Genomic DNA, 17,209 nt, shown 5'->3' with positions numbered 1-17,209 from the left:
CGACGCATTTAATATTATACTTTTCCTAAGGTATAGAGTTGCTCCATCGTTGGTCTGGCACTTCCGCCAGCTGGTTCTAATGTAATTCCGAAGGCTTGAGGTGCTTCGGCATTAGCAACTTTAATCACTTTTGTTTTACTACTTGCATACGTATCTAACAATCCAATACTTGTAGGTGTTAAAATTGGTTCTAATTGTAAAGCCCAAACTTGATACACCATTCCTTTTGGCGGTTCTGGCAATCCAGAAGCGTCAATATAAACTGCTTTCGTTGTTTTGTTGTAATGAGCTTTCGAGTATGCAGTTGGATTCACTTGTTGACCGGCTAATGCAACACTAACACTTCCATTATCTCTCAAAACGGCTAAAACTTCATCTGATTCTTTGTTTTTCAACTCTAAATCTACTACTGATTCTTGTAATTTAGTTCTTTCGACAGCTAAATTATCGATAATTGAATTCGATTCGTTGAGTTTGTAAAATTGAACGCCCATTCCCAATACGAAAACGGCAGCCGCAGCCCAGCCCATATATTGTGTCCAAGGTGTTTTTGTTTGTATTTGCACAACCTTTTGCTTTTCCAGGAGTTGGTTTCTGATTTTGTCAAAATTTGCTGCTGATAAATGAGGTGCAATTCCATAGGATAAATTGATTACTGCTCTTTCTATAGCGGTAATTTCGTCTTTTACTTCAGGATGTTGTGTTGCCATTTGGTTCACTTCTGCTATTTCGTCGTCAGTAAGTTTGCCAAATACATATAATTCTAAAATCCCTGATTCGATATATTCTTTACTATTCATTGATTAATAGTCTTAATTCGTTCATACAATTTCTATTTTGAGTCTTCACGGTACCTAAAGGTATTTCTAATTCATCGGATGTTTCTTGTTGCGTGTAGCCTTTAAAAAACAACAAATCAATAATTTGAATACACTTTGGTTTTAATTTCTTAATAAACTCCTTTATACCAATCGCGTCTATTTTGTTGATTGCTTTCGAGTTGTCATCATAGAGATGTACGAAATTATCGGCAGACAGGTTTTTTTGATTGTTGTTAAAGTTTTTAGAACGTAGCTTATCAATGGAAGCATTTCGAGAGATATTTAACATCCAAGTGTATAAACGCCCTTTTGAGGTGTTATATGTATCGATATTTTTCCAAATTTTAATAAAAACTTCTTGAAGCACATCTTCAGATTCTTCTTTGTCTCGGATGAGATTGTAGATGACACCATATAAACTCTTGGCATAATTGTCATAAAGCAACGTAAACGACCTATCATCTTTTTTCAATAATAGAGGCAATAATTCTTCTTGTGTCATGCAATTTAAATTTTCCACTAAAATAATAAAAAAAGTAGTATTATGTTTGCAAATAAAATATAATTACAAATATGATTGATTTAGATTTACTAAATTATCTTGAAGGTTTTATTACCGAAAATAGAAAAGAAGGTTTTTTACGCGTTTTAGAAAATCGTACGAAGCATTTTACAATTGTGATGGAAGACGTTTTTCAATTGCACAATACCAGCGCTGTGATGCGGAGTTGTGAAGTTTTTGGTATTCAAGAATTAAATGTTATTGAGCAGAAGTTTGGCAAACGAATTGATACCGAAATTGCAATGGGCGCTCAGAAATGGGTAGATGTAAATCGATTTAATTCGGTTCAAAACTGTATTGATGCCATGCGGTCAGAAGGCTATCAAATTATTGCGACAACGCCTCATAACGATTCGTGTTTGTTGCATGAGTTTGATGTTTCTAAGCCTTCAGCCTTGTTTTTTGGTACCGAAAAAGACGGACTTTCGGAAGAAGTAATTGCACAAGCAGATGGTTTTTTGAAAATTCCGATGGTAGGATATACCGAAAGTTTGAACATTTCAGTTTCTGCGGCAATTGTTATTCAAGATATTACAAATCGCTTAAGGCAAACGGATATTAATTGGCATTTAACGGAAGAAGAAAAATTAGATAAACGTTTAGACTGGACTCGGAAAACAATAAAAGATATTGAATTTATTGAACGAAAATATCATGAAAATCAACAAAAATAATTATTTGTTCTTTTTCAATATTTTATATTCTTCATAACAGGCATTAATTGCATCCATGATTTGTAAATCATTTGCTGTTTTAATGAAATATTCAGAATAATTGCAGTTTTCTAAAATTATAGGAATGTCATCTTTGCTAATTTCTAATAAAGATGCTAAAGTTTCTCTGTCAAATTTGGTAGCTAAAAGATTTCTAACGGTATCGTCTTTTTTCATTTCCTTTAGTTTTTTCATTTCTTTAGAACGTTTTCCGAACGCATTATAGAGAAAATCTGCAGGATTGAATATAGAACCCAATACTCTAGACACAGCGCCAGGAGATTTATCGCCCACTTCATAGCCTCCTTGAATTCCGGTAATATTATAACGATAACTGTCTGAAGACACGGGAATCAATTTGGTGTCTACTTGAATAAATCCGGTTAAGTTATATTTATAGACTGTTACTTCATCTAAAACATACGATTTTTCACTTAAATATATTTTGGTAGGATTTTCTTTAGCCCAGTCATTTGTGACTTTTACTTTTATAGTTTCAAAACCCAAATAGCTAAATAATAAAGTATCATTTACTTGTGCAGCGATTTCAAAAAGACCACTCGGAGTGGTGATTGTTCCGCTCACTCTTGTGGCATTAATTACGTGCACACCACCCATAGGTAATCGTGTTTCGTTGTGAATTACGGTTCCTTTAAGGTTTTTTACGATGCTGTCATTCTGTGCCCAAGCACAATTAAAAAGTAATGTAAAAAGAAAAACTACAAAATATCTCATTTCTTTATTTAATGATTCAAAAATACGAATCTAAAGATGATATATTGTAGTTTCTCTAAAAATTATAAGAAAATTAACGAATTAATTAACTTCTTCTTGGTCTTTTTGGTCTTGATTCATCACCAGAACTTTCAGAACGTCTTGGAGCTCTTTCAAAAGCACCTGGTTCTCTTCTTGGAGCAGAACTACTTCTTTCTCCTCTGAATCCACCTTCTCTTTTTGGAGCTGATCCTCTGTCGCTTCTGAATCCACCTTCTCTTCCGCCAGAATCTCTTCCGCCTTCTCTTCTTGGTGCAAAACCACCGCTTCTTTCACCTCTAAAACCACCTTCGCGTTTTCCTCCACCGAATCCACCACCAGAACTTCTTCCGCCATGGTCTCTTCTAGAATTGCTTCCGCCGTCGTTTTTAGAAATTTCTACGTTGATTCTTCTTCCGTTTAAGTCATATCCGTTAAGTACGCTCATTACTTTATCAGTAAATTCTCCGTCTGTATTAAAGAAAGAGAAACCTTCTTTAACGTCAACTTTGAATACGTCATCACGACCTAAATCTAAAGTGTCCTTCAAGAAATCTTTCAATTGCATCCAGTCGAAATCATCTCTAGAACCAATGTTAATGAAATATCTAACAGGATCACCTGCTCTAATTTCTCTTGGCTCCGAACTTCTTTCTCTGTCATTACCTCTGCTATCACCTGATAAATCACGTTTAGTTTTGTAATAGTTGATGAATCTGTTAAATTCTACAGATACCATTTTCTTAATTAATTCTTCTTTAGATAAACCTTCTAAAACGTCATTAATTGCTGGTAAGTAAGATTCAATTTCTGTTCCTACTTCCGTATCTTTAATCTTATTAGCTAAGTGCAGCAACTGAATTTCGCAAATTTCAATTCCAGAAGGAATCGTTTTTTCTTGAAATTTTTGTTGAATAGTTCTTTCAATTGAAGAAATCTTGCGTAATTCACTTTTAGTAACAATTATTATAGAAGTTCCTAATTTTCCAGCTCTACCAGTTCTTCCTGAACGGTGATTGTAGATTTCGATTTCGTCAGGTAATTGATAATTCACTACGTGAGTAATGTTATCAACGTCAATTCCACGAGCAGCAACGTCAGTCGCAACAAGCATTTGTATTTGTCTACCTCTAAATGATTTCATAACTCCATCACGTTGTGCTTGAGATAAATCTCCGTGCAACGCTGCAGCGCTATATCCGTCTTCAATTAATTTTTCAGCAACAGCTTGTGTATCTCTTTTAGTTCTACAAAAAACTACAGAGAAAATATCTGGATTAGCATCTGCTAATCGTTTCAAAGCCTCATAACGATCACGAGCATTTACTAAATAATACTCATGTGATACCGTTGCAGATCCCGAGTTTTTATGTCCAACTGTAATTTCTACAGGGTCAGACATAAATTGTTTTGCAATACGAGCTACTTCAGCTGGCATTGTTGCAGAGAATAACCAAGTGTTTTTCTCTTTTGGTGTGTCCGATAAAATGGAACAAATATCTTCGTAGAATCCCATGTTTAACATTTCATCTGCTTCATCTAAGATACAGAAATCAATGTTTTTAATGTTAACAAGACCTCTGTTAATCATGTCTTGCATTCTACCCGGTGTAGCCACAATAATTTGGGCTCCGCGTTTAATGTCTCTAGCTTGATCTGTAATACTTGCACCACCATAAACAGCCACTGTATGTAACCCTTTAATGTACTTAGAATAGTCTTTAATTCCGTTGGTGATTTGTAAGCATAACTCACGTGTTGGCGATAAAATTAATGCCTGAGTATTTCTGTTCTCAGGGTCAATTTTTTGAATTAGTGGAAAACCAAAAGCTGCGGTTTTCCCTGTACCTGTTTGCGCTAGGGCAACTAAATCTGTGTTTTGTTCCAATAGTATTGGAATCGCTTTTTCTTGTACTTCTGACGGATTCTCAAATCCTAGATCTTTAATCGCCAGCAGTAGCGACTCATTCAATCCTAATTGTTCAAATTTATTCATATATTGTTTTAATATTGGCTGCAAAGGTATGACTAAAAATTTAGATTAACTAATTTGTTAAGCATTGATTTTCAATTAATTATATTTTTAATTCGTTAAGCCACATTGTAAAAATTATTATAAAACGGATATTGTGGTTTGAAAAATGAAAAACTTAGTTATTTTTGTAAAAAAACAATGTTTGAATTTTTAGACAGTATTGGAACCTTGGTGTTTGCCATTTCTGGAGCATTAACTGCTATTTATAAGAAGCTAGACTTGTTTGGTGTTTATTGTATTGCCTTTGTAACTGCGTTGGGTGGAGGAACTGTGCGAGATGTAATGATCGGAAGAACACCAGTTGGATGGATGCAAGATATGAATTATGTCTACATAATTACTTTTGGTTTTTTGCTTTCGATTGTATTTAATCGTTATTTAGACAAATTGCGCATTTCAATGTTTCTTTTTGACAGCATCGGATTGGGAGTTTTTACCTTAATTGGTTTGGAAAAAGGAATCGAATATGGCTTGAGTCCTTTAATATGTGTAATATTAGGAACGCTAACAGCAACTTTTGGAGGAGTTATACGTGATATCTTGTGTAATGAAATTCCGGTTTTATTTCGAAAAGAAATTTATGCTACACTATGTATCGCAGGAGGAATGCTTTATTTCATATTAAAAGAATTAAATTTTGAACAAAATTTTATCTCTTTAGTAGTAACGATTTTTATTATCGGATTTCGTCTGATTTCCTTTAAATACAATTGGAGTTTACCTAGTGGGACTCTTTTTGTAAGAAAGTAATCAATTGTTTTACAGCAATTCCTCGGTGACTAATGTTTGATTTTTCTTCCATATCCAATTCCGCAAAAGTTTTTTCATACCCTTCAGCCATAAAAATTGGATCATAGCCAAAACCGTTTGTCCCCACTTTTTCTCGAGTAATTTTCCCGAATATCATCCCTACAAAAAGTTCTTGCTTCCCGTTAAGGTTAAGTGCAATTACAGTTTTAAAATTAGCATTTCTGTTCGTTTCCTTTTCTAATTGAAATAATAATTCATTCATATTATTATTGTCATCTTTGGGTTCACCCGCATATCGTGCTGAGTAAACTCCTGGAGCCCCATTTAATGCTTCAACTTCTAATCCGGTATCATCTGCGAAACAGTTCAAACCATATTTCTCTGTTACATAATTGGCTTTCAAAATAGCATTTCCTTCAATTGTATCAGCGGTTTCCGGAATATCTTCTGTACATCCAATGTCTTCCAAACTTACTATTTCGATAAAAGCTGGAACCAATAATTGAATTTCTTTGATTTTATTTTTATTGTTGGATGCGAAGACTAATTTCATAAGATGATAATATTAGAGAGAAAAAAAACAGAATCAGCTATAAAGTACAAAAGCCGATCTGGAGCGATCGACTTTCGTGATGAACGTGTAACCACATTTCTGTGTCGTTCGGTGCAAATGTAAGGCCATTAATCGGATAAACAATAATAAATTTCTAATTATTTTAAAACATATCTTTTCTTGCCAAATAAATTATTAAAAAACCTTTTTTCTTCTTACTTTTGTAGCGTTTAAAAACACCTATGTATTATGGTAAAAGATTTATTCGAAAGAATTCAAAACAATAAAGGTCCTTTAGGAAAATGGGCTTCACAAGCAGAAGGATATTTCGTATTTCCTAAGTTAGAAGGCGAATTAGGACCAAGAATGAAATTCCAAGGGAAAGATATATTAAATTGGAGTTTGAACGATTATTTAGGATTAGCAAATCATCCTGAAGTTAGAAAAGCTGATGCTGATGCTGCGGCTCAATATGGTGCGGCATATCCAATGGGTGCACGTATGATGAGTGGTCATACTGATATGCACGAACAATTGGAAAATGAATTGGCTGCTTTTGTAAAAAAAGAATCAGCGTATTTGTTAAATTTTGGTTATCAAGGTATTATGTCATGCATTGATGCTTTGGTTACTAAAAATGATATTATTGTTTATGATGTTGATGCTCACGCGTGTATTATAGATGGTGTGCGTTTGCATATGGGTAAACGTTTTACCTACAAACACAATGATTTAGAAAGTATGGAAAAAAACCTGCAACGTGCTACTAAAATGGCTACGGAAACAGGTGGAGGAATCCTTTTCATCACTGAAGGTGTTTTTGGAATGCGTGGACAGCAAGGTAAGTTGAAAGAAATTATTGCAATGAAGGAAAAATATAATTTCCGTTTGTTGGTTGATGATGCCCATGGTTTTGGTACTTTAGGAAAAACGGGTGCTGGGGCAGGTGAAGAGCAAGATTGCCAAGATGGAATTGATGTTTATTTTTCAACATTCGCTAAATCTATGGCTAGTATTGGTGCTTTTTTAGCTGCTGATAAAGAGATTATTGATTATTTAAAATATAATTTACGTTCGCAAATGTTTGCAAAGTCGTTACCAATGATTCAAACGATTGGTGCTTTAAAACGATTAGAATTATTGCGTAATCATCCTGAATTGAAAGATAAACTTTGGGAAAATGTAAATAAATTGCAAAGCGGATTAAGAGCAAAAGGATTTAATATTGGAGACACAAATACTTGCGTAACTCCTGTTTATCTTGAAGGAAGTGTCCCTGAAGCAATGATTATGGTTAATGATTTAAGAGAGAATTATGGAATTTTCTTGTCAATCGTAATTTATCCAGTTATTCCAAAAGGTATGATTTTGTTGCGTGTAATTCCTACTTCATCACATACTTTTGAAGATATTGATCAAACTTTAGAAGCTTTTGAAGCAATTCGTGAGAAATTAGTAAACGGAACATACGCTAAAATTGCAGAATCTACAGTTCAAAATGTAGACTAAACATTAAATACTACATATTAATACAAAAAAGGGATTCCAAATAGGAATCCCTTTTTTATAGCTCTTTTTTATATGTTCGTCTTCTTTTCGTTATCTTAGAGTTGAAGTTTTTCCATAAATTATGGATTGCGTGATTTTCTTCTAATTCTGGTGTTCTTATGCAAAGATCAATTCGTTTTTCAAGAGAAATTTTGTAATATTCATCAAAAATAATTGCAGTAACTCCTTTACTTTGATATTCCGGTGTAATTCCAATTAGATAAAAAACAATTTCTTTCGAATGTTTTCTAGCTTTCAGTAGGTGGTAAAATCCAAAAGGGAATAATTTTCCATTTGCTTTTTTCATGGCGCTTGCAAAACCGGGCATTACAATTGCAAAAGCAATCATATTATCATTTTTGTCCATCACAAATTTAATATATTCTGGATTTATAAAACTAATATACTTCTTTTTAAAATAAGCTTTTTGAACAGTATTAATTGGAACAAAAGATTGCAAATTAGCATAAGATTCATTGAATAAATCAAACATTTTATCCACATAAGGCATAATATCTTTGGTCTTAGTAAAGTTCAAAGATTTTAATTCGTATCGTTTTTGAATTAACTTACTAGCCTTTTGAAATGGTTCTGGATTGATATTATGAAAAGAAAAATCACTTTCTTGGTATTCCTTTTCAATCGTTAAACCTAATTTTTCAAAATGGGTAATATAATAAGGTAAAGAATACCAAGTAATCATATTTCCCATTTGATCAAAACCTTCACTAAGAATTCCTACTTTGTCTAGATTTGAAAAACCCATTGGACCTTCCATATGATCCATAGCGTGTTTTTTTCCTAATTCTTCGACCTTTTGCAAGAGCGCTTTCGTCACTTCAATATCGTCTACTACATCAAACCAACCAAAACGAACTTTTTTCTTTTTTAATAGATTTACTTCTTCCCAATTGATTATTGCTGCTAATTTTCCCACAATCTTATTGTTTTTGTAAGCCAAATAAAAATGTGCCTCTGCAGTTTGAAGTGCAGGATTTTTAGTTTTGTCAAACGTTTCTAATTCGTCAGCAATTATGGGTGGAATCCAGTTAGGATTGTCTTTGTATAGTTCGAAAGAAAACATAACGAATTCTTTCATCTCCTTTTTGGTAAGTGCTTCTTTTATTGTTATCATTTTATTCTCCTACTGCGTCTTTACGTTTTTTTTCTTCTTTTTCTGCTTTCTTCTTTACTTTTTTGTCCATCTTGCTACCTTTATCTATTTCAATTTTAACTTCTTTGTAATTTTTGGTAAAGCGCCACGAAAAACCAACGCCAGCGGTCATTATGCTCGGCGTGTTTTTAATATTTTTTCCGACAGAAGCGTCAATTTGCATGTCTTTATTGAACAAATAAGCTGCGCCGAGTCTAAATAAGCCATCTGAATAAAAATCACTATTATAACCTTGATTTTCAATAAAACCAGACCATTGTTTATTAAACCCTCGTGTTAATGTAATAATATAGTCAATGCTTGCAAAGTCAGTTCCTATTTTGTTATATGATAAATTTGTTACTAAAACCCAACGACTTCCAAAGTGATTTTGAGCAATAAGCATCGCTTTTGGACTAATAGCAGATTCTTCAATGCCAACAGGAGCATAATTAAAAGGATTGTCTGAAAAGTTCAAATTAACTCCTGCATAAACACCTACAGCCGGAATTAATTGTCTCCATTTGAAGCTGTGGTTGGCTTTCCAACTGTATAAATTTGGTTTTTCTTCATAATTTTTAAATGGATCATAAACCAAATATTTTGCTCCTAATAATGTTTTCTTTAAAGCACTTCTATTTTTGTCTATTAAATCAGAAGAATAACTGTCGTTTTGGTATTGAAGTTCTGCAATTAATTCTAATTGTTCAAAAAATAATCCCCAGCGGAAGTCGAATTCCGCCATAACACCACTTGCTTTATAATCAAGTGTATTGTGATCTTCACTCACGTAATGCACACCAGTTTCAGTTTGCATCACGGTTTTTCCGACCGAGAAAGCCATCATGGAACGACCAGGACGATTAGAGTTAACATCATCGGTAAATTGACCAAATGAATTTTGACAGCATACTATAAAAATTAATAGTAATAATGGTGAGTGTACTTTCATAACTAAAGATTTATCCTCAAAAATAGTTATTTTATAATAATTTTAAGATACAAATTTGAAGTTTTCCATGGAATAGCTGTATTTTTGATTTTTAAAATTTACATAAATGGAAATGGCTTCTTTTTCGGGTTTTTTAAGAACCTTAGGAATTATAGTTTTGGTTTATTACTTATTTAAGTTTGCTTTGCGAATTTTTGCACCTATCATTATGCAAAAAGCAGTAAACAAGATGCAAGAAAAAATGCAAGACCAATTCAAACAACAACAAAATCAACAAAGCAATACTACTACCACTAAGGAAATGCCTAAAGAAAAAAAGAAAGTAGGGGAGTATATTGACTATGAAGAAGTAAAATAATTTTATTTTTCGGATACAGTAAAGGATATTTTAACGATATCCTTTTTTTAGTTATTTTAGCACCTTATTATATTACAAACCATCTATGAAAAAAATTAAAGCAATAATTCCTCATCTATTAGTTCTTGTCGGATTTATTATAGTTTCACTTGTCTATTTTTATCCTGTTTTACAAGGAGATAAAATTTACCAATCGGATATTGTGCAATATACGGGAATGGCAAAAGAGCAAAACGATTTTAGAAAAGAAACGAAACAAGAACCGTTTTGGACAAATAGTGCTTTCGGAGGAATGCCAACGTATCAATTAGGAGCAAAATATCCTAATGATAGCATAGGAATGTTAGATGATGCATTGCGTTTTTTGCCACGACCTGCTGATTATTTGTTTTTATATTTCTTAGGGTTTTATATTTTACTAATCGTATTAAAAATTGATCCATTGAAGGCATTTTTCGGAGCTTTAGCCTTCGGATTATCTACCTATTTGATTATTATTTTGGGTGTGGGTCATAATGCAAAAGCCCACGCAATAGCTTATATGCCGATGGTAATAGCTGGTGTTTTATTGGTTTTTCAAAGAAAATATATCCTAGGAGGTTTGTTAACAATGGTCGCTGCTGGACTAGAAATCAACACGAATCACTTTCAAATGACTTATTATTTATTGTTGTTATTAGCCATTATTGCAATTTATTATACTATAACGATCGTAAAAAATAAAGAATACAAAGAATTTGGAAAAATTATTGGAGTATTTTTAATTGCTGGAATTTTAGCTATTGGAGCAAATGCTACGAATTTAATGGCCACATCAGAGTATGCTAAATTTTCTACCCGTGACAAAAGCGAATTAACGGTTAATCCTGATGGCACACCTAAAACGGATAGCAACGCAATGTCTTACGATTATATTACCGAATATAGTTACGGAATTGCAGAAAGTTTAAATTTAATTGCACCAGGACTTTTTGGAGGGTCAAATAACGAGAATTTAGGTGTTGAATCGGAAACTTTTCAAAATTTTGTAGCACAAGGTTATCCGGCTGATCAAGTGAAAGGTTTTGTCGAACACGCTCCGGCTTATTGGGGAAATCAGCCGATTGTAGCTGCTCCGGCTTATATTGGAGTAGTGGTTTTCTTCTTATTCGTAATGGCATTTTTTGTAGAAAAAAGAAGCATTAAATATTTATTTCTTGCAGGAGCTATTTTTTCATTAGTATTGTCTTGGGGTAAAAACTTCAGTATTATTACTGATTTCTTCATCAATTATGTTCCTTTTTATAATAAATTTAGAGCTGTTTCTTCGATTCAGGTTTTGTTAGAATTATGCGTTCCTGCTCTAGCGATTATTGGATTATACCAATTTTTCAAACAAGACGACAAGCAAAAATGGAACGCTCTTTGGAAATCTGGAGCAATTACTTTTGGACTTTTAATCGGATTATTTTTGATAAAAGGATTGTTTAATTTTTCTTCAGCAAACGATTCTATGTATGCACAAGCGTATGGTCCTGAGTTTATTCGTACTTTAAAATTAGACCGAGAAGCACTTTATACTTCAGATGTATTGCGTTCGATGTTGTTTGTTGCCTTAGCTTTTGCGGTTTTATACTTGTTCGTAAAAAACAAGATGAAAGAAACAACGACGATTATAATCGTTGGACTTTTAATGGTTTTCGATTTATTTATGGTCGATAAACGTTATGTGAACAACAATCCAGACCAATTTAAAAGTGCAAGCCAAGTAGATATTCCTTTTCAAGCGACTGAAGCCGATGAAATGATTTTATCAGATACAACTCATTTCAGAGTTTTTGAAGTGGAAGCTGGTTTAAATAGTGCTAGAACTTCATATTTTCATCAATCAATTGGAGGTTATCACGCTGCAAAACCAAGACGTATACAACAACTATTTGATTATCAAATCACAAAAAATAACGTACGCGTTTTGAATATGTTGAATGTGAAATACGTAATTCAATCGGATGAAAAAGGTGAAAAAATACCTTTAGCGAATCCTGCAGCTAACGGAAATGCTTGGTTTGTTGAAAAAGTGAAATTTGTGAAATCAGCCGATGAAGAAATGAAAGCATTGGATAGTCTAGATACGAAAAATGAGGTTGTACTTAATTCTTTGGTAAATGATTATAAAGGAGCTACCACTATTTCAAAAGATTCAACAGCAATGATTAATTTATTGGAATATCAGCCAAACCATTTAAAATATGTTTCAAATAATGCAAATGCAGGTTTTGGAGTTTTTTCAGAAATGTATTATAAAAACGGCTGGATTGCTACTATTGATGGAAAAGAAATGCCAATTTATAATGTAAATTACGTTTTAAGAGGATTAGAAATTCCAGCAGGAAAACATACGATTGAATTCAAATTTGAACCTCAAGTGGTAAAAACCGGAAGTTCGATTGCCTTAATGAGTTCGATAGCAATGCTTTTATTAATAGGAGCAGGGGTTTATTTTGAAACGAAAAAAGAGAAAAAAAGTATAAATAGTTAGGATAATATTTTGGAAAATAATCGCAAAAAAGTTTTGATCATTTCGTACTATTGGCCACCAGCAGGCGGACCAGGAGTACAACGATGGCTGAAATTTGTGAAATATTTACCAGATTTTGGTTTTGAACCACACGTTTATATTCCTGAGAATCCAACTTATCCATTAATAGATGAAAATTTACTGGATGAGGTTACTACGGATGCAATTATTATAAAACGTCCAATTTTTGAACCTTACGGATTGGCCGCAGTTTTTTCGAAAAATAAATCAAAAAAAATCAGCTCGGGAATTATTCCTAATCCTAGAAAACAATCCTTTGTTGAAAAAACGATGCTTTGGGTTCGAGGAAATGCTTTTATTCCAGATGCACGCGTTTTTTGGGTGAAACCTTCTGTTAAATTCCTGAAAAAATATATTGAAGAAAATCAAATTGATACAATAATTACAACAGGTCCGCCTCATAGTTTGCACTTAATTGGTTTGGGTTTGAAGAAAGAATTGAAGATTACTTGGTTGGCCGATTTTCGTGATCCTTGGACCACAATTGGCTATCATAAACAATTGAAATTAAGTGTTTCTTCTGCTAACAAACATAAATATTTAGAGAAGGAAGTAATGACGACTTGCGATGGTTTAATCGTGACTTCTCCAACCACAAAAAAGGAGTTTGAAGCGATTACTTCGAAACCAATTACAGTGATTCCTAATGGTTATGATGTTGAAAAAGTCATTAAAAAACCATTGGACGAAAATTTTACTGTAGCTCATATTGGTTCTTTTTTATCAGCTCGAAACCCTCGAATATTATGGAAAGCGTTCACCGAACTCATCAAAGAAAATTCCGAATTCAAGAAGAATTTTCAACTGAAACTAATTGGAGCAGTTAGTATAGAGGTGCTTCAGGCGTTAAAAGAATTTAAATTAGAGAAATACGTCAATCATTTGGGGTATTTGCCGCATAATGAAGCGATTTCAGAACAAAGAAGTTCGCAAGTTTTATTGTTAATCGAAATTGATTCAGATGAAACGCAATGTATTATTCCTGGAAAACTATTCGAATATATGGTTTCAGATCGACCAATAATCGCAATCGGACCGGAAAATGCTGATTTTGCACAGATTATTAAGGAAACCAATTCAGGAACGTTCTTTAAATATGATGAATTAGAAGCTTTAAAAGCACAAATTCTTACTTGTTTCGAGCAATATCAGCAAAATAATTTGAAAGTTTATCCCGTAGGATTGCAGCAATATAGCCGAAAATCGTTAACCGAAAAGTTAGCTAAACTTCTAAATTCATACGTATAAAATGGGAATCGTCATCAAACAATCCATTAGAAACACCATCATTACCTTTTTGGGTTTCGGAATTGGTGCTTTGAATACCTTATATATGTATCCCTATTTTCTAGGAAAAGATTACTTCGGAATTACGGGCTATGTCTTGGCTACGGCGAATGTTTTGTATCCAATTATGTCTTTTGGAATTCAGAATACATTGATTAAATTCTTCGATGAAAATAACAAATCAGAGCGAGAGTTGAATAGTTATATTACGTTTATGCTGCTTGTTCCACTGTTTTTTATCGTTCCGATCTTAGGATTATTTTACTTTAATTACGATATAATTGCTGTTTATGAATCTCAAAAAAATAGCGTGGTCTATCCTTTTGTTTGGGTAATTCCAATTATTGCGATTTTTATGGGCTATTTTGAGATTTTTTACGCTTGGTTGCGAGCCCATATGAAGTCTGTTTTTGGTAGTTTTGTTAAAGAAATTTTCGTCAGAATTTTAGTTTCCTTCTTACTTTTTGGCGTTTATTTCAAATATATAACACCTTCTGATTTTATTTATTCGTTGGTATTGGTTTACGGAATTGCACTTTTATTAATCCTTTTTTACGCGAATAAAGTTCGAAAAATTAGGATGCATTTTAAAACACCTAAGTCGAGTAAAGCAATTTTAACCTATACCGTCTTCATTATTTTATCGGCAAGTATTGCAAATATGTTGCTAGATATTGATAAATATATGATTAAACACTATATGAATATTGATAATATTGCTTTTTATTCGGTCGCTATTTTCATTGCGATGGTAATTTCAGTACCGAGTAGAGCGATGCATCAAATTACTTATCCTATCACTGCAAAGCTAATGAGTGATGGTAAATGGGATGAATTAAACGCTTTATATAAGAAATCTTCTATAACATTACAAGTTGTTGGAGGACTAATTTTAATCGGAATTTTAGTCAATATTAAGCAACTTTATTTGCTTTTACCAGCAGAATATAGTCAAGGTTTATTCGTGGTTTTTACGATTGGATTGTCTAAATATTTCGACTTAATATTGGGAAATAACAATGCAATTATCTTTAATTCGAAATATTATCGAGCTGTTTTACTGTTGGGATTGTTGTTGGTAATCCTTGTAATTACCTTAAATATGTACTTTATTCCGAACTTTGGCTTAAATGGAGCAGCAATGGCGACTTTAATTTCAATTTCTTTGTATAGTATTGCCAAGTTATTATTTGTGGTTTTAAAAATGAAATTATATCCATTTACCTCAAAAACACTAGTAGCTTTAGCGATTACAGTAGTTAGTTTTGGCTTGTTTTACTATTGGGAATTTACTTTTCATCCCATTATCAACATTGTGTTGAAGTCTGGTTTAGTGAGTTTTTTTTATGTGGGATTATCTTATTATTTCAAAATATCATCGGATATTAACTATGTAATTAATACTTTTTTTAAGAAAATAGGAGTGAAGTAATAGCAATGACAAGTAAATATAGTAATGATAAAATGCTGTATTTGGCATATAATTGAGTGCTAAAATTGTTATTAAATAAAAAATCCTGCTTCATCTTCTCAGATTCCACAGGATTTAATTAACAAACTAATCTATTAACAAACTTAACTAACCAATCAAACTATTTATTTTCTTTTAATTTCTACTGTTTCTCTTTTGATTTCTTTTACATCATCAGCCTCCATTTTGGCTTTTGTGCCATCTTTTCTGTAGTAGTAGAAATCTTCGTCTTCATCGTCATAACCATTATCATAACCGTTGTTTCCGTAGCCGTTGTTTCCATTTCCTCCAGAATAATGACCTCCACCAGGATTGTAGTTTCCGCTGTTTGAAGCATTCACATAGCCTGAAATATTGATAATTCTTCCTCTTCGGTCGTATGTAATTCTCATATTTCCTACTTTAGTTAAGGCGAAGCTATTGTAGCTCATATAAACAGTTCCAACACGTTTTACTCTTCCATTAGCATCATAATTGATGTATACATTTCCAATTCTTCTTACTCTACCAGAGTTATCGTGTTCTACTTTTACACCTCTTTCAGATGTTCCATAATAAACTCCAGATCTTGGCGCTCCATAAGTTCCATTTGTTCTTGGTTGTATAGTTGGTCTTGTGTTAAAGTCAAATTCGCCATTCGGGAATAACATAAACTCAATTCCACGCTCATTAAAAATAATTGGCTCCGCATCGCGATAATCGATAGAATAGCCTCTGTTGTTTGTTTTGTCAGAAAAAACAGGATTTCCTGACGCATAAGCCATACTTCCTACCAGTATGAAGCTGGCTACTACTAAAAGTGTAATTTTTTTCATAATACAAATTATTAGAGATTAATAAACAACTTCATTTTAAAATTCGTTTCTAAAACGGTTGCTTGAAAAGGTATTTCCAATAGCTGTGCCAAACTCAAAAAAAGCATTGTGAATAACTTGTTAATGAGTTGTTATGAAACAAAAAAAGAACGCTAACTTGTTGATAGCGTTCTTTTTAATTTATTTTATATAAAGAGGATTATTGTAATCCCTGTCTACGAAGTAATTCTTGTTGCATTTGCATTAAGCCTTCTTCTCCTAGAGAAACAACCATTGCAATTATAGCGATTAGAAAAACAGCACCTAATACAAGTCCAATAATGTTTAACACTTTTCCTATTTTTAGATTACTGTAATTTGTATAAAGTGTTGGGTTCATAGCATAAAGTTTTGCGTCTTTATTAGCTAAAACTAATCCGATTGCACCTAAAATAACACTAAAAATTCCATAGCAACAAATGGTAAGAACGGATAAAATTCCTAAAACGAGTACGATTGTGGCATTGGGTAATTTCTGATTTTCCATAAATATAAAGTTAATTGATTACGAGGTTGGATACATTTTGAGAGCATAAGAAACTAAAATCACAACGCCATTTAGTATCGCAATTGCAATAACTATTTTGGTGTAATTTCTCTTTTTGTCTGTTAAATGAATTAATAAAAAGATAAAAAATAAAGCTAAAGTATAGATGGCAGGGAAGATTTTAAAAGCTTCTAAAAAGTCTCCTTCCAATAAAAAAGCAATAGCTCTTTGGGTGCCACAACCTGGACAATCAATTCCAAAAAGTTGCTTATTCATACAAGGCAACATATGTTCTTCCATCTGTTTTTTTTCACTATCTGATTACTATGCAAGT

The 17,209-nt window shown here is 32.8% G+C and carries 17 protein-coding genes; 7 read left to right on the top strand and 10 right to left on the bottom strand.

What is annotated here, in order from left to right:
* Positions 1 to 14: 14 nt before the first annotated feature.
* Both T1L09_RS09040 and T1L09_RS09035 read right to left on the bottom strand, forming a co-directional pair.
* Entirely contained in the window at positions 15 to 800 is a 786-nt protein-coding gene (locus tag T1L09_RS09040; RefSeq protein WP_322550634.1) for an anti-sigma factor, read from the bottom strand.
* Positions 793 to 1,323: an RNA polymerase sigma factor gene (locus tag T1L09_RS09035; RefSeq protein WP_322550633.1), complete on the bottom strand. Its 531-nt coding sequence runs from the start codon at positions 1,321 to 1,323 to the stop codon at positions 793 to 795. The genes T1L09_RS09040 and T1L09_RS09035 overlap by 8 nt, the downstream gene beginning before the upstream one ends.
* A 71-nt stretch (positions 1,324 to 1,394) precedes the next feature.
* Between T1L09_RS09035 and T1L09_RS09030 the strand changes: the two genes are divergently transcribed.
* Positions 1,395 to 2,057, top strand: a complete 663-nt coding sequence (locus T1L09_RS09030; RefSeq protein WP_322550632.1) for a TrmH family RNA methyltransferase — start codon at positions 1,395 to 1,397, stop codon at positions 2,055 to 2,057.
* Here the strand turns inward: T1L09_RS09030 and T1L09_RS09025 are convergent, their stop codons facing one another.
* Together T1L09_RS09025 and T1L09_RS09020 are read right to left on the bottom strand one after the other, a co-directional pair.
* The gene (locus tag T1L09_RS09025; protein WP_322550631.1) at positions 2,058 to 2,831 is read right to left on the bottom strand and encodes a carboxypeptidase-like regulatory domain-containing protein; all 774 of its coding nucleotides are present in this window, start codon (positions 2,829 to 2,831) and stop codon (positions 2,058 to 2,060) included.
* An 85-nt stretch (positions 2,832 to 2,916) separates the two neighbouring features.
* The gene (locus tag T1L09_RS09020) at positions 2,917 to 4,845 is read right to left on the bottom strand and encodes a DEAD/DEAH box helicase (RefSeq protein ID WP_322550630.1); all 1,929 of its coding nucleotides are present in this window, start codon (positions 4,843 to 4,845) and stop codon (positions 2,917 to 2,919) included.
* Positions 4,846 to 5,022: 177 nt separating this feature from the next.
* On the opposite strand from T1L09_RS09020, the gene T1L09_RS09015 reads away from it, so the two are divergent.
* Complete coding sequence (locus T1L09_RS09015; protein WP_322550629.1) at positions 5,023 to 5,634, top strand: trimeric intracellular cation channel family protein; 612 nt, start codon at positions 5,023 to 5,025, stop codon at positions 5,632 to 5,634.
* Here T1L09_RS09015 and T1L09_RS09010 read toward each other — a convergent pair.
* On the bottom strand, positions 5,606 to 6,187 hold the full coding sequence (locus T1L09_RS09010; protein ID WP_322550628.1) for a non-canonical purine NTP diphosphatase: 582 nt from the start codon (positions 6,185 to 6,187) through the stop codon (positions 5,606 to 5,608). The two genes, T1L09_RS09015 and T1L09_RS09010, sit on opposite strands and share 29 nt — an antisense overlap.
* A 249-nt stretch (positions 6,188 to 6,436) precedes the next feature.
* On the opposite strand from T1L09_RS09010, the gene capB reads away from it, so the two are divergent.
* Positions 6,437 to 7,696, top strand: a complete 1,260-nt coding sequence (capB, locus tag T1L09_RS09005; RefSeq protein ID WP_322550627.1) for a cysteate-C-fatty acyltransferase — start codon at positions 6,437 to 6,439, stop codon at positions 7,694 to 7,696.
* A 55-nt stretch (positions 7,697 to 7,751) separates the two neighbouring features.
* On the opposite strand, the gene T1L09_RS09000 is transcribed toward capB, so the two are convergent.
* Positions 7,752 to 8,870, bottom strand: a complete 1,119-nt coding sequence (locus T1L09_RS09000; protein WP_322550626.1) for a GTP cyclohydrolase — start codon at positions 8,868 to 8,870, stop codon at positions 7,752 to 7,754.
* A 1-nt stretch (position 8,871) separates the two neighbouring features.
* The gene (locus T1L09_RS08995; protein ID WP_322550625.1) at positions 8,872 to 9,840 is read right to left on the bottom strand and encodes a transporter; all 969 of its coding nucleotides are present in this window, start codon (positions 9,838 to 9,840) and stop codon (positions 8,872 to 8,874) included.
* Between the two features lie 106 nt (positions 9,841 to 9,946).
* Between T1L09_RS08995 and T1L09_RS08990 the strand changes: the two genes are divergently transcribed.
* From T1L09_RS08990 to T1L09_RS08975, 4 genes are all read left to right on the top strand, one after another.
* Complete coding sequence (locus tag T1L09_RS08990; RefSeq protein WP_322550624.1) at positions 9,947 to 10,198, top strand: DUF4834 domain-containing protein; 252 nt, start codon at positions 9,947 to 9,949, stop codon at positions 10,196 to 10,198.
* A gap of 85 nt (positions 10,199 to 10,283) precedes the next feature.
* Positions 10,284 to 12,716, top strand: coding sequence for a YfhO family protein (locus T1L09_RS08985; RefSeq protein WP_322550623.1), 2,433 nt, complete (start codon positions 10,284 to 10,286; stop codon positions 12,714 to 12,716).
* 9 nt (positions 12,717 to 12,725) lie between these two features.
* Positions 12,726 to 14,024, top strand: coding sequence for a glycosyltransferase family 4 protein (locus tag T1L09_RS08980; RefSeq protein ID WP_322550622.1), 1,299 nt, complete (start codon positions 12,726 to 12,728; stop codon positions 14,022 to 14,024).
* A gap of 1 nt (position 14,025) precedes the next feature.
* Complete coding sequence (locus T1L09_RS08975) at positions 14,026 to 15,495, top strand: lipopolysaccharide biosynthesis protein (RefSeq protein WP_322550621.1); 1,470 nt, start codon at positions 14,026 to 14,028, stop codon at positions 15,493 to 15,495.
* A gap of 164 nt (positions 15,496 to 15,659) precedes the next feature.
* Here the strand turns inward: T1L09_RS08975 and T1L09_RS08970 are convergent, their stop codons facing one another.
* The 3 genes from T1L09_RS08970 to T1L09_RS08960 all read right to left on the bottom strand — a co-directional run bounded on the left by T1L09_RS08970 (position 15,660) and on the right by T1L09_RS08960 (position 17,175).
* Positions 15,660 to 16,349 carry a hypothetical protein gene (locus T1L09_RS08970; RefSeq protein ID WP_322550620.1) on the bottom strand — a complete coding sequence of 230 codons (690 nt, stop codon included), beginning with the start codon at positions 16,347 to 16,349 and terminating at the stop codon, positions 15,660 to 15,662.
* A 199-nt stretch (positions 16,350 to 16,548) separates the two neighbouring features.
* Entirely contained in the window at positions 16,549 to 16,875 is a 327-nt protein-coding gene (locus tag T1L09_RS08965; RefSeq protein WP_322550619.1) for a CCC motif membrane protein, read from the bottom strand.
* Between the two features lie 18 nt (positions 16,876 to 16,893).
* A complete protein-coding gene (locus T1L09_RS08960; RefSeq protein WP_322550618.1) occupies positions 16,894 to 17,175 on the bottom strand; it encodes a DUF2752 domain-containing protein in 282 nt (93 codons plus the stop codon).
* Between the last annotated feature and the right edge of the window lie 34 nt (positions 17,176 to 17,209).

Source organism: Flavobacterium psychraquaticum (genome assembly GCF_034497725.1).
GTDB lineage: Bacteria > Bacteroidota > Bacteroidia > Flavobacteriales > Flavobacteriaceae > Flavobacterium > Flavobacterium psychraquaticum.
This window is presented reverse-complemented; position numbering and strand designations above follow the sequence as displayed.